Origin of the sequence: Fundidesulfovibrio agrisoli, assembly GCF_022808715.1 — a bacterium.
Lineage (GTDB): Bacteria > Desulfobacterota > Desulfovibrionia > Desulfovibrionales > Desulfovibrionaceae > Fundidesulfovibrio > Fundidesulfovibrio agrisoli.
Map to the genome: position 1 here is coordinate 1 of NZ_JAKZKX010000021.1, position 19,519 is coordinate 19,519.

General features: G+C 68.1%; 20 protein-coding genes. 7 read left to right on the forward strand and 13 right to left on the reverse strand.

Features of this window, described 5'->3' with window-relative positions:
* Positions 1 to 85 precede the first annotated feature (85 nt).
* Positions 86 to 748: a glycosyl transferase gene (locus MLE27_RS13865; RefSeq protein WP_243312683.1), complete on the reverse strand. Its 663-nt coding sequence runs from the start codon at positions 746 to 748 to the stop codon at positions 86 to 88.
* 114 nt (positions 749 to 862) lie between these two features.
* Here MLE27_RS13865 and MLE27_RS13870 point away from each other — a divergent pair, with 114 nt between their 5' ends.
* Positions 863 to 1,126 carry a hypothetical protein gene (locus MLE27_RS13870; RefSeq protein ID WP_243312684.1) on the forward strand — a complete coding sequence of 88 codons (264 nt, stop codon included), beginning with the start codon at positions 863 to 865 and terminating at the stop codon, positions 1,124 to 1,126.
* The gene (locus MLE27_RS13875) at positions 1,123 to 1,719 is read left to right on the forward strand and encodes a DNA-3-methyladenine glycosylase I (RefSeq protein WP_243312685.1); all 597 of its coding nucleotides are present in this window, start codon (positions 1,123 to 1,125) and stop codon (positions 1,717 to 1,719) included. Before MLE27_RS13870 ends, MLE27_RS13875 begins: the two co-directional genes overlap by 4 nt.
* Positions 1,720 to 1,723: 4 nt before the next feature.
* On the opposite strand, the gene MLE27_RS13880 is transcribed toward MLE27_RS13875, so the two are convergent.
* The 3 genes from MLE27_RS13880 to MLE27_RS13890 are packed head-to-tail and all read right to left on the reverse strand — an operon-like array spanning position 1,724 to position 5,527.
* Positions 1,724 to 2,614 carry a cell division protein FtsX gene (locus MLE27_RS13880; protein ID WP_243312686.1) on the reverse strand — a complete coding sequence of 297 codons (891 nt, stop codon included), beginning with the start codon at positions 2,612 to 2,614 and terminating at the stop codon, positions 1,724 to 1,726.
* A complete protein-coding gene (locus MLE27_RS13885) occupies positions 2,590 to 3,276 on the reverse strand; it encodes a cell division ATP-binding protein FtsE (protein ID WP_243312687.1) in 687 nt (228 codons plus the stop codon). Before MLE27_RS13885 ends, MLE27_RS13880 begins: the two co-directional genes overlap by 25 nt.
* A gap of 16 nt (positions 3,277 to 3,292) precedes the next feature.
* Positions 3,293 to 5,527: a vitamin B12-dependent ribonucleotide reductase gene (locus MLE27_RS13890; RefSeq protein ID WP_243312688.1), complete on the reverse strand. Its 2,235-nt coding sequence runs from the start codon at positions 5,525 to 5,527 to the stop codon at positions 3,293 to 3,295.
* A 296-nt stretch (positions 5,528 to 5,823) separates the two neighbouring features.
* Here MLE27_RS13890 and MLE27_RS13895 point away from each other — a divergent pair, with 296 nt between their 5' ends.
* A complete protein-coding gene (locus MLE27_RS13895) occupies positions 5,824 to 6,543 on the forward strand; it encodes a DUF554 domain-containing protein (protein WP_243312689.1) in 720 nt (239 codons plus the stop codon).
* Between the two features lie 146 nt (positions 6,544 to 6,689).
* On the forward strand, positions 6,690 to 7,190 hold the full coding sequence (locus tag MLE27_RS13900; RefSeq protein WP_243312690.1) for a hypothetical protein: 501 nt from the start codon (positions 6,690 to 6,692) through the stop codon (positions 7,188 to 7,190).
* 64 nt (positions 7,191 to 7,254) lie between these two features.
* Here MLE27_RS13900 and MLE27_RS13905 read toward each other — a convergent pair whose 3' ends face one another.
* The 9 genes from MLE27_RS13905 to MLE27_RS13945 all read right to left on the reverse strand — a co-directional run bounded on the left by MLE27_RS13905 (position 7,255) and on the right by MLE27_RS13945 (position 14,655).
* Entirely contained in the window at positions 7,255 to 8,148 is an 894-nt protein-coding gene (locus tag MLE27_RS13905; RefSeq protein ID WP_243312691.1) for an RluA family pseudouridine synthase, read from the reverse strand.
* Between the two features lie 196 nt (positions 8,149 to 8,344).
* Positions 8,345 to 9,193 (reverse strand): hypothetical protein, encoded by an 849-nt coding sequence (locus MLE27_RS13910; RefSeq protein WP_243312692.1) that lies wholly within the window; start codon positions 9,191 to 9,193, stop codon positions 8,345 to 8,347.
* Between the two features lie 88 nt (positions 9,194 to 9,281).
* The gene (locus tag MLE27_RS13915; protein WP_243312693.1) at positions 9,282 to 9,782 is read right to left on the reverse strand and encodes a hypothetical protein; all 501 of its coding nucleotides are present in this window, start codon (positions 9,780 to 9,782) and stop codon (positions 9,282 to 9,284) included.
* Position 9,783: 1 nt separating this feature from the next.
* Entirely contained in the window at positions 9,784 to 10,467 is a 684-nt protein-coding gene (locus MLE27_RS13920; RefSeq protein WP_243312694.1) for a tetratricopeptide repeat protein, read from the reverse strand.
* Between the two features lie 9 nt (positions 10,468 to 10,476).
* Positions 10,477 to 11,238: a CsgG/HfaB family protein gene (locus tag MLE27_RS13925; protein WP_243312695.1), complete on the reverse strand. Its 762-nt coding sequence runs from the start codon at positions 11,236 to 11,238 to the stop codon at positions 10,477 to 10,479.
* A gap of 41 nt (positions 11,239 to 11,279) precedes the next feature.
* Positions 11,280 to 12,665 carry a hypothetical protein gene (locus MLE27_RS13930; protein WP_243312696.1) on the reverse strand — a complete coding sequence of 462 codons (1,386 nt, stop codon included), beginning with the start codon at positions 12,663 to 12,665 and terminating at the stop codon, positions 11,280 to 11,282.
* A 38-nt stretch (positions 12,666 to 12,703) separates the two neighbouring features.
* Positions 12,704 to 13,345 (reverse strand): hypothetical protein, encoded by a 642-nt coding sequence (locus MLE27_RS13935; protein ID WP_243312697.1) that lies wholly within the window; start codon positions 13,343 to 13,345, stop codon positions 12,704 to 12,706.
* Positions 13,346 to 13,522: 177 nt separating this feature from the next.
* Entirely contained in the window at positions 13,523 to 14,257 is a 735-nt protein-coding gene (locus MLE27_RS13940; RefSeq protein ID WP_243312698.1) for a FecR family protein, read from the reverse strand.
* On the reverse strand, positions 14,254 to 14,655 hold the full coding sequence (locus MLE27_RS13945) for a MerR family transcriptional regulator (protein WP_341482536.1): 402 nt from the start codon (positions 14,653 to 14,655) through the stop codon (positions 14,254 to 14,256). Before MLE27_RS13945 ends, MLE27_RS13940 begins: the two co-directional genes overlap by 4 nt.
* Before the next feature lie 130 nt (positions 14,656 to 14,785).
* Here MLE27_RS13945 and MLE27_RS13950 point away from each other — a divergent pair, with 130 nt between their 5' ends.
* The 3 genes from MLE27_RS13950 (at position 14,786) to MLE27_RS13960 (ending at position 19,253) form a co-directional block, all read left to right on the forward strand.
* Positions 14,786 to 16,192, forward strand: coding sequence for an MBOAT family O-acyltransferase (locus tag MLE27_RS13950; protein ID WP_243312699.1), 1,407 nt, complete (start codon positions 14,786 to 14,788; stop codon positions 16,190 to 16,192).
* A 9-nt stretch (positions 16,193 to 16,201) separates the two neighbouring features.
* Positions 16,202 to 17,326: an alginate O-acetyltransferase AlgX-related protein gene (locus tag MLE27_RS13955; protein WP_243312700.1), complete on the forward strand. Its 1,125-nt coding sequence runs from the start codon at positions 16,202 to 16,204 to the stop codon at positions 17,324 to 17,326.
* 118 nt (positions 17,327 to 17,444) lie between these two features.
* Positions 17,445 to 19,253 (forward strand): methyl-accepting chemotaxis protein, encoded by a 1,809-nt coding sequence (locus tag MLE27_RS13960; protein WP_243312701.1) that lies wholly within the window; start codon positions 17,445 to 17,447, stop codon positions 19,251 to 19,253.
* Positions 19,254 to 19,519: the final 266 nt, after the last annotated feature.

Genomic DNA, 19,519 nt, shown 5'->3' on the forward strand with positions numbered 1-19,519 from the left:
CGGCCCCCGGATATTCTTCCGATATGTCCGGGGGCCGCGCCGCGCGGAGGGCTGGGGCGCTGACTACAACCACAACAGTAGCGAATCATTCACCTCGACGCTTGCCCTCAGCCGTACCGTCCAGCCCGCGCCCTGCGTCGTACACCCCCACCACGTCCCCGATCACCTTCACGCTGCGCGCCCGCAGCCAGTACCGCCGGATGTTCACGTAATCAGCCTGGTACCCTCCCTCGGAGGCCCAGCCGCGGCCACGGTTCACGGCCAGATCCCGCGACACGCACACGCACAGCGAATCCACGTTGCACTGGCGAAGGATTTCGCCATCCGGCCCGGTGCGGGGCAGCAGCCCCACTTCGGGATAGGCCCGGCTCACGTCGATCCGGGCCACCACCAGTTCATGCTCCAGGTGCGGCAGGTAGCTGGCCAGGGCCGTTTCGGCGAGGGTGTTGTCGTCGTCGAGGAACAGCAGGTGCGAGCCCCGGGCCATGCCCATGAGCCCGTTGCGGATGGCGTTGCCGAAGTCGCAGGATTTGGGGAAATCCACGAAGCGCGTGGGAATGCCCAGGCGCGGCCGCACGCCCTTGAGGCCGTCGAAGCCCACCAGCCACTCCACCTGCCCGGGCCGGAGCAACCCCAGGGCCTCTGCGCGGCGCGCGGCGGCCTCCAGGCTGCGCCCGGCCTGCTCCAGGGCCAGGGGCCTGTCGCCCCGGCTGGGGGTGATGACGCTGAAGATCGTGCTGGGGCGCATGGACCTCTCCTGCCGGACAGCTTTACCAAATCGCCGGGGCTGCGTATATGGCGCGCTGCATGGGTCCGTGCCCCTTCCCGGGGGGCGGGCCAAACCACCACGGGAGACGAAGCGATGAAAGGCGTCTGGGACGGATTGGACAAGGAACGCGTCAGCCACGCGGTGCTCACGGCCTTCGGCTCCGACGAATACCTGGAGCTGCTGGCGGCCATCAACAACGCCGACACCCCCGAGGAGGTGCGTCAGGCGCGCGCGGGCCTCAAGGAAGTCATGGCCCTGTGGCGCCAGGAGTGCCCCGAGTACGCCTTCATGGTGGACTGCCTCTATCTTTTCTCGGAAAAGATGGAGGTCTATCTGGCGGGCGAGGGCGGGGAGTGAGCGCCGAGCCCGGCCCCGACGGCAGGCCGCGCTGCCCCTGGAGTCTGGGGCATCCGCTGCTGCTTGAATATCACGACGCCGAATGGGGCGCGCCCCTGCGCGACGACCGCGCGCTCTTCGAGCTGCTGATCCTGGAGGGCTTCCAGGCGGGCCTCTCCTGGCTGACCATCCTCAAGCGCAGGGAGGGCTTCAGGGCGGCCTTCAAGGGCTTCCACCCGGAAGAGATCGCCACCTGGGGCAAGCCAGAGGCCGAACGTTTACTGGCCGACCCCGGCATCATCCGCAACCGGCTCAAGGTGGAGGCCGCCCCGGCCAACGCCAGGGCGTTCCTGAAACTGCGGGATTCGGGGAAATCCTTCTCGGACTATCTGTGGGGCTTCGTGGACGGGCGCCCCGTGGTCAACGCCTGGAAGGAGATGTCCCAGGTGCCCGCCGTGACGCCCCTGGCCGAGAAGGTCAGCAAGGACATGAAGGCCAAGGGCTTCCGCTTCGTGGGGCCGGTGAGCGTCTACGCCTTCCTGCAGTCCGCCGGGCTGGTCAACGACCACCTGGTGACCTGCTTCCGCTTCGCCGAGACAACCGGGAAAAGCTGAGACTCTACCGCCGGGCGGCCAGCAGCCCGCCCAGGGCGGACATACACGCCGCCAGGGCCACGATTGCGGCCGTCTCCTCCAGGGGCATGGGCGCAAGCTTGATCCACAACGGCGGCCCGTAGAGCCGCCCGGCCAGGACCAGGCGCAGGGCCGCCAGCGCCGCCAGCCCCATCAGAGACCCCGCCACGCTCGTCAGCGCCGCGCTCACCACCCAGGGCAGGCGCACGAACCATTCCTTCGCGCCCACCAGGCGCATCAACTCCACCTCGGCCCTGCGGCCCTCCAGACAGAGCCTCGCGGCCAGATAAGCCACCAGGGCCACGGCCAGGGCCAGCGCCCCCGCCAGCGGCCCCAGCGCTGCGGCCGAGAGGCTGCGCAGGGCCTGGGCCACGTCCAGTTGCGCCGGGGCGATGCGCACCCGCTCCACCCCGGGCAGAGCCTTGAGCCGTTCGAGCAACTCGCGCGCGGGGGACGTGTCCGTGCCGCGCACCGCGAACGAGGCCAAAGCCTTGGGCGGCAGGGTGGTCGCGACAGCAGGGCGGGGGAAATCGTAGCCTTCGTCCATGGTGGAGCGCAGGCTCTCCAGGGACTCCTCGGGGGTGAGTCCGGTGAGCTCGTCCACGCCCGGCATGGCCCGGATCGTTTCCCACTGGCGGCGCACCTCGGCCATGTCCGCCCCGGGCTTCCAATAGATGCGGAACTGGGCGTGCCCGTGCTTTTCGAGCAGGTTGCCCTCCAGGTTGGCAAGAAACAGCCCCAGCCCCCCGGCCAGGAAGCAGGCCAAGGCCAATGCCAGGGCCGCCATGAGGTGCAGCCCGGGGGCCCCGCCGATTTGCAGGAAGGCGCGCGCCAGCGCCCGGCGCAGGAGGATCACGCCGCGCCCCCGGCGGGGCATGCGCCGCCCGCCTGGCCCAGGAAACCGGCCTCCAGGTTGAGCACGCGGGCCTGCGGGGTGGCGGCCACGATGTCGTGGTTGTGGGTGGCCATGAGGATGGTCACGCCGTGGGCGTGGAACTGCTTGAACACGTCCATGAGGCGCAGGGCCATGTCGCGGTCCAGGTTGCCGGTGGGTTCGTCCGCCAGGATGACCTTGGGCCCGGCCACCATGGCCCGGGCGATGGCCACGCGCTGCTGCTCGCCGCCGGAGAGCACCGCGCAGGGCAGGTTCGCCGCCCGCTCAAGCTCCAGCACGGCCAGCACCGAGTCCACCCGGCGGGCGATCTGCCCGTCGGGCAGGCCGCAAACCTCCAGGGGCAGGCGCACGTTCTCGGCCACGGTGCGGTCGGGGAGTATCTTGAAGTCCTGGAAGACCACGGCCACGTCGCGGCGCAGCAGGGGCAGCCTGCCGCGCCTGAGCGACGCAAGGTCGTAGCCCGCGATGCGCGCCTTGCCGGCCTGCAGGGGCAGCTGCCCGTGCAGGATGCGCAGGAGGGTGGTCTTGCCCGCGCCCGAGCGGCCCGTGAGGAAGGCGAACTCCCCCTTGTGGACCCGGAAGCTCACGGCCTGGAGCGCCTTGTGCCCGCCGAAGGCGTGCGAAAGGTGCACGGCCGAGATCATGCCAGACTCGGGCGGCCTAGCCGCACTTGGTGAAGCCGCAGGCCTTGCACACGTAGCAGCCTTCCTCGAAGGTCAGCTCGTGCTCGCAATCCGGGCAGGTGGGCGTGGTCAGGGACTTCACGCCGTCGCCCATGGTGCGGCCCTGCATGTAGCGGCGCTCCAGCACCCAGGCCACGGAGTCCGGCAGGGAGAGCAGCAGCCCCTTCTTCTGGAACACCGGGTTCTCGCCGCCGATGCCCTTGAGCTGGCCCACCACGTCGGCCACGTCCACGCCCGAGCGCAGCGCCAGGGAGACGAGCCTGCCGATGGCCTCGGCCTTGGCCGTGATGGAGCGGCCGGATTTGCCGATGGTGGCGAACACCTCGAAGGGTTTGCCGTCCACTTCGTTCACGGTGAGGTAGAGGTCGCCGTAGCCGGTCTTGACCTTCTGGGTGAAGCCGTAGACCACGTCCGGCCGGGTGCGCACCTTGGACTCCTGGCGCTCGTCGGCCTTCTCCTGCTTGGCGCCGTCGCCGGTGCAGAGCACCTGGGCGGACTTGCAGCCGTCGCGGTACACGGTGACGCCCTTGCAGCCCAGCTCGTAGGCCAGCCAGTAGATGCGCCAGATGTCGTCCTGCACGGCGGAGTTGGGCAGGTTCACGGTCTTGGAGACGGCGTTGTCCGTGTATTTCTGGAAGGCGGCCTGCATCTTCAGGTGCCACACGGGCTCGATGTCCATGGCCGTGACGAAGGTGCGGCGCAGCTCCTCCGGGATGTAGTCGATGTGCTTGATGGAGCCCTTGGCCGCCACCTCCTCCATGAGCTTGGGGGAGTGGCACTGCGCGGCCTTCACCGCGGCCTCGAAGTACGGGTTGGACTCCACCAGCTTCTCGCCGTCCATCACGTGGCGCGCGAAGGAGAGCGCGAACAGCGGCTCGATGCCCGAGGAGCAGCCCGCCAGGATGGAGAGCGTGCCCGTGGGCGCGATGGTGGTGGTGGTGGCGTTGCGGAAGGGGCCCTGCTTGTGCTCGGCGTAGACCGAGCCCTCGAAATTGGGGAAGGCGCCGCGCTCCTCGGCCAGCACCTTGGAGGCCGCCTTCGACTCGTCCTGCATGAAGTCCATGATCTTCTCGGCCAGGCGCAGGGCCTCCTGGGAGTCGTAGGGGATCTCCAGCTGATAGAGCAGGTCCGCGAAGCCCATGACGCCCAGGCCGATCTTGCGGTTGGCGCGCACCATGTCGCTGATGCGCTCCAGCGGGTAGACCGAGGCCTCGATCACGTTGTCCAGGAAGCGAACGGCCAGGTGGATGACGCGCTTGAGCTCGTCCCAGTCCACGCCGTCGCGGGTGTCGGCCTTCATCAGGGCCAGGTTCACCGAGCCCAGGTTGCAGGCCTCGTAGGGCAGCAGGGGCTGCTCGCCGCAGGGGTTGGTGGACTCGATCTCGCCCAGGGCCGGGGTGGGGTTGTCGCGGTTGATGCGGTCCAGGAAGATGATGCCGGGGTCGCCCGACTCCCAGGCTTTCTGCACCAGGATGGAGAACACCTCCCGGGCCTTGAGCCGGGTGATGACCTCCTTGGAGTGCGGGGCCACCAGGTCGTACTCTTCGTCGGCCTCCACGGCCTGCATGAAGGCTTCGGTCAGGGCCACGGAAATATTGAAGTTGTTGAGGTCGCCCTCGCGCTCCTTGCAGCGGATGAACTCGAGGATGTCCGGGTGGTCCACGCGCAGGATGCCCATGTTGGCGCCCCGGCGCGTGCCGCCCTGCTTCACCTGCTCGGTGGCGGTGTTGAAGATGCGCATGAAGGACACCGGACCCGAGGCCACGCCGCCCGTGGAGCCCACCCGGGAGTTCACCGGGCGCAGCCGCGAGAAGGAGAAGCCCGTGCCGCCGCCGGACTTGTGGATCAGGGCCGCGTGCTTCACCGCGTCGAAGATCTCGTCCATGGAGTCGCCCACGGGAATCACGAAGCAGGCCGCGAGTTGGCCAAGGTCCGTGCCCGCGTTCATCAGCGTGGGCGAGTTGGGCAGGAACTTGAAGGAGGTCATGAGGTCGTAGAAGGCCCGGGCGAGCGCGTCCGGCTTCCAGGAGGATGAGGCGAACAGCTTCTCCTGCGCGGCGATGGCGTCGGCCACGCGCCAGAAGAGCTCCTGCTCGGTTTCTATGGCTTCGCCCTGGGGGCCTTTGCGCAGGTAGCGCTTGGCGAGGACGACCTTGGCGTTCTGGTTCAAACCGGGCTCGGGCAGGTCCGCCGGGATGCTGGAGACGGGCATGGAGACTCCTTCAAGAAAGGAAAATCAGACTTGTGATGTAGTTAGCCGGCCGAATGGCAGCAGGTGGGATTCTTACTCCAAAACCTCCAGGAAATCCACCGGGATTGCTCCTCGAAGCCCCCCCACCCCGAGCCACCCCCTGTTCGTAACTCCGCAAACAGCGTGGCATCATTGGCTTTAATTTTTCGCTTACAGCCTGGTCATCGCGAGGCCGCCCTGCCGGGGCTTGCCTGCCGCCGGGCGCAGGCGTATTGCGGGCGCTCGTCTTTGCGAAATTGTGATTGTCGGGGGGAACCATGCTCGGACCATACGTCAACGGCGTCTCCGTGGTGATAGGCAGCGTGTTCGGCGGCGCGCTGGGCGAGCGCATGAGCGCCAACCTGCGCAACAGGATGCCCCACGTGTTCGGCTGCTGCTCCATGGCCCTGGGCGTGGCCATGATCGTCAAGGTCAACGCCCTGCCGCCCGTGGTGCTGGCTTTGGTGCTGGGGGCCATCATCGGGGAGCTCGTCCATCTGGAGCGCGGCATCCGCAGCCTGGCCGGGAAGCTGCGCAAGCTGGTGGAGAAGGTGGCCCCGGCCCCCAAGGGCGACATAAGCCACGAGGACTTCCTGGAGCGCTTCGTGGCGCTCATGGTGCTTTTCTGCGTCAGCGGCACCAGCGTGTTCGGCTCCATGAACGAGGGCATCACGGGCGATGCGACCCTGCTGCTGGTCAAGGCCGTGCTGGACCTGTTCACCTCGGCCATCTTCGCGGCCTCGCTCGGCTACGCGGTGGCAGCCCTGGCCGTGCCGCAGCTGGCCATCCAGGCCGCCCTGTACGGGGCCTCCACCCTGATAATGCCCCTGACCACCCCGGCCATGGTGGCGGATTTCTCGGCCTGCGGCGGGGTCATCATGCTGGCCACGGGCTTCCGCATCTGCGAGATCAAGTCCATGGCGGTGGCCAACTGGCTGCCCGCGCTGTTCATCGTCATGCCGCTCTCGGCCCTGTGGGCGCGGGTGATGCCCCACTAGCCCCCTCCGATCCCGGGGAGGCATACAAATCTCAAAACCGCCCTTGTGCTTTTCGCCGTGCGATATTAGGAATTATAATTAGAAGAATCGCATCCTGGCAGGCGCCCGCATCGGGCGGCTCCAGCCGGGACCCAAGGAGCGGAAGCATGCGCCCTGTACCTTGCATCATCCTCGCGGCGGTCATCGCCTTGTTCACGGCGAGCGCAGCCCTGGCCCAGATCGAAATCTACGACGCCAACAACCAGTATCTGGGCATGGTGACTTCCTCCAACACGCTGGGCTTCTACAACCAGAAGATAGGCAAGTTCTTCGAATTGGACATGACCAGCTACAACCTGCAGAATATCTGGCTCTTTTACAAGACGGACGACTGCTCAGGCCAGGCTTACGCGCCTTACACGCTGACGGGATACATGGTCCGCTCGGGCAACAACATCTATGAGCACACGGGTGAGACGGAGAGCTTCATCTCCTACAGCTATTACTGGAACGCCCAGTGCTACAAGGCCACCTCGGCGATGCGGTTCTACGACAAGGTGAACCCTTTCGCCGGCGCATTGCCGTTCACCCTGCCCGTGAAGCCGCCCTTCCACTACAGCGTCAAGACGTCCAACAAGGCCGTGGTCGTGCCCATGCCCGTCAGTTGACCGGCCTGAACCGCACCCCGGCAAGGCGGCAGCGGACGCAACCGGCCGCCACGGGCCGATGGATTCAGGGCAGGTAATCGGCCGCGCTCCACGCGCCAGCCCAGGGCGGGGGGCAGGCGAACGTCTCTTCATCAATGGTCAACTTCCAGGCGTGCAGGCGCATGGGCGGCTTGCCGCCGCCGTACTTGGCGTCCCCGGCGATGGGGTGCCCGCGCGAGGACAGCTGCGCCCTGATCTGGTGGGTGCGGCCCGTGAGCAGGCGTACCTCCAGGAGCGATCTCGCCGCCTCGATGCGCAGGGGCACTGCCACCAGCCGGGCCTCCTTGCCCTCCTCACCGGCCTCCATGCGCTCGCGCCCGGGCGCGCCCGCCTTCTCCAGCCTGTCGGCCAGCTCCACCGGCTCGCCCTCGGCTGACAGGCTCCACTTCCCCAGCACCCAGCAGAGGTAGCGTTTGTCCGTCTCGCGCGCGGCCAGCATGGCGTGGGCTCTGGTCAGGGCCTGGTGCGTGCGCGCGGCCAGGAGCACGCCGGAGGTGTCGCGGTCCAGCCGGTGGGCGATTGCCGGCACGAAGGCGCTGCCCGCGTAGGCTTGGGCCAGCCTTGTCTGCACGGAGTCGGTCCAGCCGCTGCCGGGGTGCACGGGCAGCCCGGCGGGCTTGGCGATCACCAGCCAGTCGGGCGTTTCGGCCAGTACGGGCAGGTCCGGCCGTGTACGCTCCTCGCTCCCCACTTCCACGGGGCGCATGGCCGCGAAAGGCGGGATGCGCACGCTCTGGCCCTCGGCCACGCGGTCGAAGGGCTTGGCGCGCTTGCCGTCCACGCGGACCTGGCCCGTCCTGATCCAGCGCATGAGCACGGAGCCGGGGGCGTCCTCGCCGAGGACGCGGCCCAGGTACTGCACGAGCTTCTGCCCGGCTTCGGCCGCGCTGACGGTGCGTATGTTGGGATTGGCTTTCATGGGGTGTGCGGAATGGGGAAGCGGGGCGCGGCCCCGCGCCCCGCCGGGGGGAGTGCCTCCCCCCGGACCCCGGCGATATGTTTCACAGTGACTCCCGACCGGCGCGAAGCCGTCGAGGGGGTCCGGGGGAAATCATTTCCCCCGGCGGGGTCCAGGGGCGGAGCCCCTGTTTCCCCACCTCTCTCACTCTCTTCTCTTACTGCCCGGCCTTGCCGTTCAGGTCCGCCGGGGGCTGCTGCCCGGGCACGCCCAGGTCCCTGAACTCGGCGGGCTTGCGCATGGACTGGGGCGGCGCGGCCACCTCGTCCACCTGCGCGCCGCGCCCGGTGACGGAGATGATGTTCTCGTAGTTGATCTCGGTGACGTTGCCCATGAGGTCGCGGATCTTGCGGGCGTCCATCTCCAGCTTGACGAAGGCGATCCCCTTCTCGTCCCAGCCCCAGCCGCGCTGCGGGTCGTCCACGCGCGGATTGGGGATGTAGGCCCCGTAGACCGCGGCGGCCACCTTGGAGCGGTTGGAGTCCTTGGAGAGGATGAAATTCTCTGTGACCGTGCGGGAGGTCAGCTTCTCGCCCAGCAGGGCCGCGCCCATGAGGTCGTAGGCGTTGACCATGGCGGCGCGCAGGGACAGCAGCGGCGGGCGCGAGGCCTCGGTGGTGGTGCCGAAGCCGAAGCCTTCCACGCGCACGTCCTTGAAGGCGAGGCGCTCCCCGAGCACGTTCTGGATCTCGCCGTTCAGGTCGATGTAGCCGATAGCCAGGGCTATGTCCTTCTGACGGTCGTAGACCACCTGGTCCACCTGGATGTCCTTGATGACGGCCTGGGCCTTGGCGTCGGCCTGGTACTTGGGCTGCTCGGTGAGGCCGAACTGGGTCTGGCTCTGGACCTTGTAGCCGATGATGGTCTCCACGATCATGCGCTTCATGTCCTGGACGGCCATGCGCTCGCTCATCAACTGCTTGCTGCCCTGGGCCCAGGCCTGTCCGCCCGTCACGAGGGCGAGGACGAGGGCTACGGCAAGGGCTGCGGACGCTGTGCGGGTCATGAGGGGTCTCCTTGGCGGGCTTCCGGCGTCCGCGCCGCCCCGGGGCTGGACCGGGGCGGCGCGACGGGAAAGGGCTGACGGCATTTCGTCAGTTCTGGTTCTTCTTGGTGCTCTTGGTTCTGGGTTTGGCCTTCTTGGCCTTGGACGCGCCGTTCTGCGGCACGCCGTTCACCACGGTGACGCTCTCGCGCACCTTGACCTCGGGCTGCTTCTCGGAAGGCAGCGGCGCGGCCCCGCCCTTGAGCCCGGACGAGGGCACGGCCCCGCTGGCCGGATCGCGCGGGGCGAACACCGGGTCCAGGGCCTTGCCCTGCAGGTTGCCGGAGGGGCGCTCCTGCACGGTCACGGAGTCGATGCGCACGCTTGTGGCCTCGGGATTCACGGGGCTGCGCTTCACCGTGGCCTCGAAGGTCACTGTGCCGTTCTGGGGCACCTGCCCCTGGCGCTTGAGTTCCTGGAAGACCTCGTCCTTGGCCTTCTGCTTCTGACGCACGAGTTCGTCCATCAGCTCCTTGTTACCCTGCGCGGACGCCGGAGCGGCCGCCAGCAGAGCCAGAAGAAGCGAGAGGGGGAGGGCTGCGCGTCTCATGTTAGAACTGCCCCGGTGTCAATGGTGCGGCCCCGCCGGTGAGGCCGGAGGCCGGAGCCTGCGGCGCGGGCTCCGCCTTGGCGGCCTTCTTCGCCCGGTGCGCCGGGGCGGAGCCCTTGGCCTTGCCCTTGGGGGCGCGGCCGCAGGTCTTCTTCACGTTGGCCAGCTCGGCGCGCAGCGTGGCGTTGGAGCTGTCCACCGCGAGGCCGCGCTGCAGGGCCTCGGCGGCGTCGGGGCAACGCGACTGGGCGGCGTACACGCGCCCCAGGGCCAGGTACACGTCCGGGTTTATCGAGCCCAGGCTGCGCGCGGCCTCAAGCTGGCGCTGCGCCTCGGGGTGGTTGCCGTCCTTGTAGAGCAGGATGCCCAGGGATTCGCGCGCGTAGAGGTGCCCCGGATTGAGGTTGAGCACCTCCACGAAGCTCTTCCTGGCGTTGACCGTCATGTTCATCCTCCAGCAGGAGAGGCCCAGGTAGTACAGGGCCTCCTGCATGCTGGGGCTCTTGGACGCGGCCCTCTCGAAGTTCTGCGCCGCCTGGGCGTAGTTCTCCATCTTGTAGGCGCGCAACCCGGAGTCGAAATACTCCTGGGCCGAAGGCTCGGGCGGCGCGGGGGGCGCCTTCCTGGCGCAGCCGAGCGCGAGCGCGGCCAGCAGGACGGTCGTCAGCAGGAGTGCTTTGCGCATGGGGGCTCCCTACTTCAGCTTGTCGATGTCGGCCACGCACTGCTGGACCAGGCGCTGCACCAGCGTGTCCAGGGTGACCATCTTGGTGGACTGGGAGGAGACGCCCAGGGCGCCGCCGCCCTTGGTGCCCATCTCCATCTTGTCCTCGAAGTACCCGGTGGCCTTCTGCTCGCCGGTGTTGGCGTCCAGGACCTTGTAGCGCATGCCCACGATCCAGATGCCCACGGCTTCGTTGGCGTGCACGGAGCCCACGGCCGCGCCGGTGCCCACGCCAGCGGCCCAGCTGTTGGTGCTGGAGCCCACGATGGAGCCGGTGATGGCGCCCAGGTAGGAGCCGTCGAACTTGCGGGACTCCTCGGCCACGGGCTCGGCGCGCAGCACGTCGAAGCGCACCAGCCAGTTGGTGGCCTGGAACTTGCCCTTCTTGAACTTCTTGAGGGTCTGGGCGTCGCCCATGTTGGCGGCCACCTCGATCTCCTGGATCATGGGGCCGAGGTCCTGGCGCTCGAGCACCTGGAAGTTGTCCTTGCCCAGCTCGATCTCGGCGAAGTCGGCGATGTTGTTGGGGCCGTACTTCTGGGCGAAGGTGGCGTTCATGCTCTTCACCGCGCCGGGGATGACCACAAGCTGCGGGCCGGGCTTACCCTGGTTGGCGTAGGTCACGGGCTGGTACATGGCCTGGTCGGCGGTCTTGTTGGCCGACTGGGATGCGTTCTGGCACCCGGCCAGCACGAGCAGGGCGGCGAGGGCGAGAATGGCGCGGTTGGTCATGGTCGTTTCCTCCGTCAGGCGTCGTACGTCTGCCTGGGTGTCTAGAAGTTCTTCATCACGTCGAGCCCGCTGGCGGGCTTGGCACTCTGCGAATCCATGGCCTTGACCACCTCGGGCGCGGCCTGGGCCAGCTTGGCCTTGGTCTCCTCGGTCTGCACCACCTCGCGCAGGCGCTGCGGCGCGGCCTGGTTGAGCCCGGCCGGGGGCGCGGTGCGCAGGCGTTCGTCTATGTTGACGCCCCGGGCGTTCTTGTAGGCCACGGTGACGGCCCCGCCGGAGGCGCTCTCCAGGGTGAAGGCCTCCTCGCCCATCTTCTTGTTCAGCGGGGCCAGGATGGCCGCCTGCATGAACTGGTTGAAGTTGCCGCCCGCGCCCGCGAACTCGATCTCGAAGAGCGAGGCCCCGGAGCGGTCGAAGTCGCGCAGCTCCACGCCCAGCACGGGGCGCAGGCCGATGAACTCCTTGCGCAGCAGCTGGGCCGTGTCGTAGCTGGGCAGGCCCAGCACCTTGACCTGGTAGGTCTTGGCCGGGGCCTGGAGGTGCTCCTCGAAGAACTCCTTGGAGAACTCGCCGCCGATCAACTGGCCGATCTCCTTGATGGCCTGGTCCTCGTCGGGCCAGCTCTGCTTCTGGGGCACCTTGTTGTTGAAGTATATTTCCTCGCCGGTGTGGTTGTCCACGCACTTCACGCTCCAGGAGGTGAGCACGTACTTGGTGAGCGTGAGCCCGGAGGCCGCCAGCTTGGCCGAGACGGTCTTGAACTTGGCCTCGCCGCTGATGGTGAAGTCGGACTGCCCGGCCTGGCCAGTGGACCACACCCGGTAGCCGAAGCCCTTGATGCGCTCCTTGAGGATGTTCTCGGCCACCTCGGAGCGCTCGGGCTTGATGTCCACGCCGCGCTCGGCGTCGCGGATGTTGATGGCCACGGCGATGCGGGGGTTGCCCGCGTCCTTGATGAGGCTCACGCGCTCCTGGCGGCCCATCTCGGAGAGGGTGTCCTTGAGCTCGCCGGTGTAGACCTCGGCGGTCATCATCAGGTGGGCGAAGCCGTCCTCCCCGACCCAGGGCTGCGACTCCTTGACCACGCGCTTGATGATGCCCTTGGAGCGCGAGAGCACCTTGTCGTGCACCAGGGTGTAGTTCTGCATCAGGGTGGAGGTCTCCATGTAGGAGCCCACGGCCTTCTCGATCACCTGGCGGCGGGCGTCGGCGCGCAGGTCGTCCAGGAGCAGGCCCTTGTCGCGCTTGTAGGTGTCGGCGTTGGGGTCGGCCAGGCCTTCGGCCGTGACCGTGACGGTCTTGCCCGTTTCGGGCGCGGCGGCCGGGGCCGGGGTCGGGGCGGGCGCCTTGGGCTGGGTCTGGGCCAGCGCGGGCAGCGCGCCAAGCAGGAGCATAAGCAGCAGCGAAGCAAGTGTGCGGGCGTTCATGCGCGTTCTCTTTTCAAGTGGTGTTGCGGTGCGGGGGCTCATTTCTTGCCCCGGGCGCAGAAATCGGAATAGAGCTTGGCCACCAGGGTGTCGGCCTGATCGTCCAGCACGGAGAGGGCCGCGCCGGTGACGTCGCTTCCCGCCCAGGACTGGCCCGAGGCCCGCACCTGGGAGACGGTGCGCCCGGAGCCGTCGGAGAGGGTCAGGATGATGTCCACGCTGACTTCGTTGGCCTTGACCATCTTGTTGGCCCCGCTGCGCGCGGAGATGATCCCCTTGAGGATGAAGGCCGCGCCCAGGCGCTTGGAGGCGGCCAGGGCTGCGTCGGGGTCGTTGTTCAGGATGGCCTCGGCCTCGGCGCGGGCGATGCGCGCCGTGATGGCCTGCTGCGGGATGGTGGAGAGCCCGATGGCCCGCAGCCGGGAGTAGAGGGCCTCGAAGAGCACGCCCTGGTTGGAGGCGTTCACGTTCATCAGGCCCTGCTGCTTCTCCGCGATGAGCAGGGCGATGGTCTGGCCTTTGATGCTCTTGCGGCACGGCTCGGAGAGCAGGGCCGAAATTTCGGCCTGTTTGGCCTGCCGCTGGGCGGCGTCCTTTCCGGCCTCCTCGGAGAAGCTGAAGGCCAGGGCCTGGGCGGGCAGGGCCGCCAGCAGGGCGAGTACGGCGAGCCATATCTTCATCTTTTTTCCCTCATGCCCTCACGGGGAGGCGCATTTCCGACCTGGGGCCATATTCACCCCCGAACCCGCGACACTAATGCGGGGTCCAGGGAGATCATCCCCCTGGCGGGGTGCGGGGCCGCGCCCCGCTCCGGCAACAACTCTTCCTTACCCTTTACTCTTACTTCGCCGCCCTTCTCAACCCCCGCCTCCGGGCAGGCCGCGCCTGGGCGGAGCGGGGTCGAAGTTCTTGCGCTGGATGGTGAAGGTGCCGAAGCTCTCCCGCTCGCCCTCGGTGAGCGGGCGCACGGAGCCGGGCAGCTTGGGGCGCACCCAGGCCACGTCGCCGGGCTTCTTGAGCACCATCAGCCCCTCCTCGGTCTGCACGGTGACCTCCTTGCCGGAGGAGCTCTCGCGCAGGGCGTGCAGCTCGGCCAGCACCTCGGTGGAGGGCTTGCCCAGCACCAAGGTCTGCTTGGTCTGTATCCAGTGGTCCGTGGTGGTGCCGCGGATGCCGATGACCGAGAGGGGGCTCGCGATCTTGAGGTTCTCCGGGTTCTGGGCCACCACCTTGCCGGTGACGAAGCGGAACACGCCCTTGCTCATCTCGATGTTCTGGCGCGACTTGGACTTGTCCGCCTCGTCGTAGGCGAACTCCTTGAGCGCCACCTTGGATTCCGGCCCGATCTCAAGCGAGGAGCCGTCGGAGAACAGCAGGCGGGCCTTGTCCTTGGCGGAGGGTGTGACCACCACGTCCTGCGCGAACACGGGCGAGCCCTTGGCCAGCTTGCGCGGCGGCTCCTGCCCGGTGGAGGCGTCGGCCTGCCCGGTGAGGTCGTCCACCACCCCGGCGGGAGTGGGTGTATTGGCGAAGGCCACGGCCGCGATCCAGGCGGCCATCAGCAAAATCACGACATATCGTAAACGGATCATACTTCTTCCTCGGGGGCCAGCAGCGCCCTGATCTCCCTGAGTTCGCGCTCCACAAGGGTGCGCAGTTCATTCTTGCGCTGGCGCTCGGCCAGCTTGCGCCTGGCACCTTCAAGAGTCATGCCTTCGGTGTGCATCAGGCGCTGGATGTTTTTGAGCAGGCGCAGGTGCTCCTCGGTGTAGAGCCGCTGCCCCTTGGGCGTGCGCACCGGCTGGAGCATGGGGAACTCCGTCTCCCAGAAGCGCAGCACGAAGGGCTTGAGCCCCAGCAGCGCGGCGATCTGGCCGATCTTGTAGGTCTTGGCCGCGCGCTTGGGCGCGGCCGCGCGTCTTGCCTGCGGGGGCGCGGATTGGGTGCCGCCGTTGGCGGGTGTGCTTTGCGTCTGGTCGGAAGGGAGCATGGAGGCCTGCGGTCGATTGTTTTACACGATGTAGCAACATGGGGGGGTGAATGCAATCGCGGCCTGCCGCGCCGCAACTTCTCGGGAACACACGGCTTGCCTGCGCCGCCCGCTCGGGATATGGCTGCCCATGCCTGTCGATTCACCCTTGTTCCTGCTGGTCTGGCTGCCTGCCGTTCTGGGCGTTTTCGCCTTCTGCCCCGGGGGTTTGCGCGGAGGACTGCTGCTGGCCGCCAGCCTGCTGTTCTACGCCCTGTCCGACGTAACCTCCTTGCCGCTCCTGTGCCTTTCGGCCGCGGGCAACATGCTCCTGGGCCTGGCCATCGGCAAGGCCGAGCTGGGGTCCGGCGCGCGCCGGGCGCTCCTGGCCGGGGGCGTGGCGGGCAACCTGCTCCTGCTGGCCTGGGCCAAATACTTCACCTTCCTCACCGCGCAGGTGCTCGGCGTTTCGGCCCCGGCCTGGATGGCCCCGGCGGGCATGCCGCTGGGCGTCTCCTTCTTCACCTTCTCGGCCGTGGCCTACCTGATGGACGTCTCGCGCGGGCAGCAGGCCCCGGAGGCCAACCCGCTGCGCTTCGGCCTGTTCATGGTCTTCTTCCCCAAGATCACGGCCGGCCCCATCGCCCGATACCGCGACATGTTCCCCGAGGGCGGCTGGCCCGCCGCCCCAACCATGGAGGACCTGCGCGCCGGGCTCGCGCGGCTGGCTGTGGGTCTGGCCAAGAAGGCCCTGGTGGCCGGGACGCTGGGCCCCATGGCCGACGCCGCCTTCGGCGAGCCCGCCGGGCGCCTGGACATGGGCACGGCCTGGCTCGGTCTGGCGAGCTACTCCCTGCAGCTCTACTTCGACTTCTCCGGCTATACCGACATGGCCGTGGGGCTGGGCCGCATCTTCGGCTACAGGCTGCCCGAGAACTTCAGCTACCCCTACGTCAGCCAGTCCGTGCGCGAGTTCTGGCGGCGCTGGCACATGACGCTCTCCAGTTGGTTCCGCGACTACCTCTACATACCCTTGGGCGGGGGGCGCGTGGCCCCCTGGAAAGTGCAGCGCAACCTGCTCGCGGTGTTCGCGCTGTGCGGCCTGTGGCACGGGGCCTCCTGGAGCTTCGTGGTCTGGGGCCTGTGGCACGGAGTGTTCCTGGCCCTGGAGCGCACCCGGATAGGCAAGGCGCTGGACGCCCTGCCCCGGCCGCTGCGCCACGCCTACGCCCTGGCAGTGGTCTGCCTGGGCTGGGTGTTCTTCCGGGCGGCGGACTTCAGCCAGGCCCTGGCTTATTTCTCGGCCCTGGCCGGAGCCAACCAGGGGAGCTTCGACTACACCTGGATGGTGCGCGTGAACCGGCAGTACATGGCGGCCCTGGCCGTGGGCCTGATCGGCAGCGCGCCCGCGCTGCCCTGGCTGGCCGCCCGGCTGGAGGCCCTCTCCCCCGCCGTGGCCGGAGTTTGCGCCCGCATCGCGGCTCCCGTCCTGCTGGCGGCTGCGCTTTTGCAGCTGGCCGCAGGCACCTACGCACCCTTCATCTACGCCCAGTTCTGAGCCGCCGCCATGAAACGCATCCTCACCTCCGTCAGCGCCGCCCTGCTCCTGTTGCCCCTGATCCTGCCCCAGGGCCTGGCCCTGCTGGGCGTCTCCCAAGGCCCCAAGGCCGTGGAGAACCGCCTCAAGACCCCGCTGCCCCCTCTTTCCCTGGCCGGGACCGACTTCAAGGCCTTCGCCAAGCAGTTGACCACCTCCTACGGGGAGACCTTTCCCTTCCGCGACGACATGATCCGCGCGGCCAACCGCATCAAGCTGGCCCTGTTCCAGGAGTCGCCCTCCAAGAACGTGATCCTGGGCCGCGAGGGCTGGCTGTTCTTCAACATGGAGTCCGCCCTGGAGGACTGGCTCGGCGTGAACCTGCTCAGCCGCGAGGAGCTGGACGCCTTCTCGGCGGAGATGAAGGCCCGGCGCGACTGGCTGGCCGCCCGGGGCACGGCCCTGCTCCTGGTGATCGCGCCCAACAAGGCCAGCGTGTACGGGCAGTTCATGCCCCCGGCCATGCACACGCTCTCCCCCGTGACCCGGCTGGACCAACTGGCCCAGGCCATGCGCGAGGCGGGCGTCCCCTTCCTGGACCTGCGCCCGGCCCTGACCAGCGCGGGCCAGGTGCGCCGCGCCTACTGGAAGACGGACACCCACTGGAACGGCTGGGGCGCGTTCCGGGGCAGCGCGGCCATCGTGGAGGCGCTGCGGGCGCGCTTCCCGCACATGCCGCCCCTGGCCGACGAGGAGTACCGCGCCCTGGAGTTCGAGACCCACGGCGGCGACCTCTCGGACATGCTCCTGCTCACCGACACCCTCACCGAGCGCGACATCGAGATGGAGCGTCTCTCCCCCTCCCTGGCCCACGCCGCCGGGCCTCCGGGCTACCCCAACCCGGCCATGCGCTCCGGGCGCGACATGGTGGTGCTCGAAACCGGGGACAAAACCCTGCCCAAGGCCGTCTTCTTCCGGGACTCCTTCTCCAGCACGGCCATTCCCTTCCTGTCGCAGCGCTTTTCGCGCAGCGTCTTCCTCTGGGAGCACACCTTCCAGCCCCAGATCATCGAGGCCGAAAAGCCCGACGTGGTCGTGATCGAGGCCGTGGAGCGCTACCTGCACCAGCCCTTCCGGCCGGTACCCCTGCCGTAGCCACAGCGAGTTTCCTCGTCGCGCAGTCTTGATTTGACGAATTTGTCATTATTTGTTGAACTGGCCCCAGGCGAAGGGCCGCCCCTTCCATTTTGGAAATACCCTCAGGAGTCGTATCATGAAGCTGTCGGTGAAGCTCTTCGGCGGATTCGGGATTGTGGTCTTGCTGGTCGTAGCGGTGGGCCTGTTCGCCATCTCCGAAATGGGGGCCATCCGCGCTGAAACCGACCAACTCGCCGGGGATTGGCTGCCAAGCATCACCCGGCTGGGGCAGATCAACGAGGCCGTCCAGCAGTTCCGCCGCTACGAACTGGTACACATTCTCTCCACAGAGGAAGCCCAGATGCGCTCCTACGAAGCTCAGATGAAGCTTGCGAAGGAGAAGGCTTCAAAACTGCTGGCCGAGTACGAGAAGCTGGTCACCACTGAACAGGCCGAGGAGAGGGCCGGGCTCGACAAGTTCCTGGCACTCTGGAAGCGCTACCTGGAGCTGCACGAAAAGATCGCTAAGCTCTCCGAAATCAACCAGGCCAAGGCCGCCGAGGTGGCAACGGGCGAATCCGCGAAACTGATCCAGGAAGCCCTGGCCACCTTGAACGCGTTGGTGGATATGAACACCAAGGGCGGCGAGCAGAGCGCGGCCAAGGCATTGGAAATCTACTCCAGCGGCCGCGCCAAGCTGCTGCTGGCCATCGCGCTCTGCGCGGGCGCGGGCGCGGCCCTGGCCTTCTTCACAACGCGCAACGTGCGCGGCCAGCTCGGGGAGGACCCCGGCTACCTGGGCCAGGTGGCCGCCGAGGTGGCCGAGGGCAATCTGGACGTGGCCTTCAAGCCCGTCGAGGGCAAGGGCGGCGTCTACGCGGTGCTCATCCGCATGGTGGGCACCCTGAAGGAGAAGATCGGCGAGGCCAACCAGAAGTCCGAGGACGCCGCCAAACAGGCCCAGGCCGCGCGGGAGGCCACCGCCGCCGCAGAGGAGGCCACCGCCAGGGCGGAGCGCGCCAAGGCCGAGGGCATGCTCCAGGCGGCGGGCAGGCTGGAGGACGTGGCCGAAGTGATTTCCTCCGCCTCGGAGGAGCTTTCCGCCCAGGTGGAGCAGTCCACGCGCGGGGCCGAGATGCAGACCGGGCGCGTGGCCGAGACCGCCACCGCCATGGAGCAGATGAACGCCACCGTGCTGGAGGTGGCCCGCAACGCCTCCCAGGCCGCCGAGACCTCCGAGCAGGCCAAGGGCCGCGCCCAGGAAGGGGCCAGGGCCGTGGACGAGGTGGTGCGCGAGATCGGCCTGGTGGCCAGACAGGCCGAGGAGCTCAAGGCCGACATGACCGGCCTGGGCGCGCAGGCCGAGGCCATCGGGCGCATCATGGGCGTGATTTCCGACATCGCGGACCAGACCAACCTCCTGGCCCTCAACGCCGCCATCGAGGCCGCCCGCGCGGGCGATGCGGGCAGGGGCTTCGCGGTTGTGGCCGACGAGGTGCGCAAGCTGGCCGAAAAGACCATGACCGCCACCAAGGAGGTGGGCGAGGCCATCCGGGGCATCCAGGAGGGCACCCGCTCCAACATCGCCAGCGTGGAGCGCACCGTGACCCTGGTGGGCAAGGCCACCTCCATCGCCAGCGCCTCGGGCGAGGCCCTGCGCTCCATCGTGGAGCTGGTGGACCGCAGCACGGACCAGGTGCGCTCAATAGCCGCCGCCTCCGAGGAGCAGTCCGCCGCCAGCGAGGAGATCAACCACTCCGTGGAGGACATCAGCCGCATCTCCTCCGAAACTTCCGACGCCATGCGCCAGTCCGCCCAGGCCGTGGCCGAGCTGGCTTCCCAGGCCCAGGTGCTCTCCCGCCTCATCGAGGAGCTCCAGACCGAGGGTGGCGGCGCGGGCGGCAAAGCCCTCCCGGGCCGCAGGCACGCCGCGCTCGGCGTGTAACCCCTTTCCATCACCCGCAATGTTGACAGCGGGGCGGAGGGTCCGTATCGTGAGCCCATGTTCACGACGCTGAGCCTCCGCCCCCGCTTCCTCGCGGCCCCCGCCGCCCTCTCGCTACCGCCCCTGGCGGTCTGTTAATCGTTTTTTCTTCCCTTATTCCGTTTTCGTCCCGTTCCAGCCGCCAGGCGGCATTGTTCCATGTGATCGACCGTGCAGGAGGTCCGCCATGATCGACCGACGCCGACTATCAGGCCCGAACCGCAGCC

Coding starts and splice junctions, on each gene's coding strand:
- MLE27_RS13865 (WP_243312683.1), bottom strand. CDS start 748: ATGCGCCCCAGCACGATCTTCAGCGTCATCACCCCCAGCCGGGGCGAC.
- MLE27_RS13870 (WP_243312684.1), top strand. CDS start 863: ATGAAAGGCGTCTGGGACGGATTGGACAAGGAACGCGTCAGCCACGCG.
- MLE27_RS13880 (WP_243312686.1), bottom strand. CDS start 2,614: ATGCCCCGCCGGGGGCGCGGCGTGATCCTCCTGCGCCGGGCGCTGGCG.
- MLE27_RS13885 (WP_243312687.1), bottom strand. CDS start 3,276: ATGATCTCGGCCGTGCACCTTTCGCACGCCTTCGGCGGGCACAAGGCG.
- MLE27_RS13890 (WP_243312688.1), bottom strand. CDS start 5,527: ATGCCCGTCTCCAGCATCCCGGCGGACCTGCCCGAGCCCGGTTTGAAC.
- MLE27_RS13895 (WP_243312689.1), top strand. CDS start 5,824: ATGCTCGGACCATACGTCAACGGCGTCTCCGTGGTGATAGGCAGCGTG.
- MLE27_RS13900 (WP_243312690.1), top strand. CDS start 6,690: ATGCGCCCTGTACCTTGCATCATCCTCGCGGCGGTCATCGCCTTGTTC.
- MLE27_RS13905 (WP_243312691.1), bottom strand. CDS start 8,148: ATGAAAGCCAATCCCAACATACGCACCGTCAGCGCGGCCGAAGCCGGG.
- MLE27_RS13910 (WP_243312692.1), bottom strand. CDS start 9,193: ATGACCCGCACAGCGTCCGCAGCCCTTGCCGTAGCCCTCGTCCTCGCC.
- MLE27_RS13915 (WP_243312693.1), bottom strand. CDS start 9,782: ATGAGACGCGCAGCCCTCCCCCTCTCGCTTCTTCTGGCTCTGCTGGCG.
- MLE27_RS13920 (WP_243312694.1), bottom strand. CDS start 10,467: ATGCGCAAAGCACTCCTGCTGACGACCGTCCTGCTGGCCGCGCTCGCG.
- MLE27_RS13925 (WP_243312695.1), bottom strand. CDS start 11,238: ATGACCAACCGCGCCATTCTCGCCCTCGCCGCCCTGCTCGTGCTGGCC.
- MLE27_RS13930 (WP_243312696.1), bottom strand. CDS start 12,665: ATGAACGCCCGCACACTTGCTTCGCTGCTGCTTATGCTCCTGCTTGGC.
- MLE27_RS13935 (WP_243312697.1), bottom strand. CDS start 13,345: ATGAAGATATGGCTCGCCGTACTCGCCCTGCTGGCGGCCCTGCCCGCC.
- MLE27_RS13940 (WP_243312698.1), bottom strand. CDS start 14,257: ATGATCCGTTTACGATATGTCGTGATTTTGCTGATGGCCGCCTGGATC.
- MLE27_RS13945 (WP_341482536.1), bottom strand. CDS start 14,655: ATGCTCCCTTCCGACCAGACGCAAAGCACACCCGCCAACGGCGGCACC.
- MLE27_RS13950 (WP_243312699.1), top strand. CDS start 14,786: ATGCCTGTCGATTCACCCTTGTTCCTGCTGGTCTGGCTGCCTGCCGTT.
- MLE27_RS13955 (WP_243312700.1), top strand. CDS start 16,202: ATGAAACGCATCCTCACCTCCGTCAGCGCCGCCCTGCTCCTGTTGCCC.
- MLE27_RS13960 (WP_243312701.1), top strand. CDS start 17,445: ATGAAGCTGTCGGTGAAGCTCTTCGGCGGATTCGGGATTGTGGTCTTG.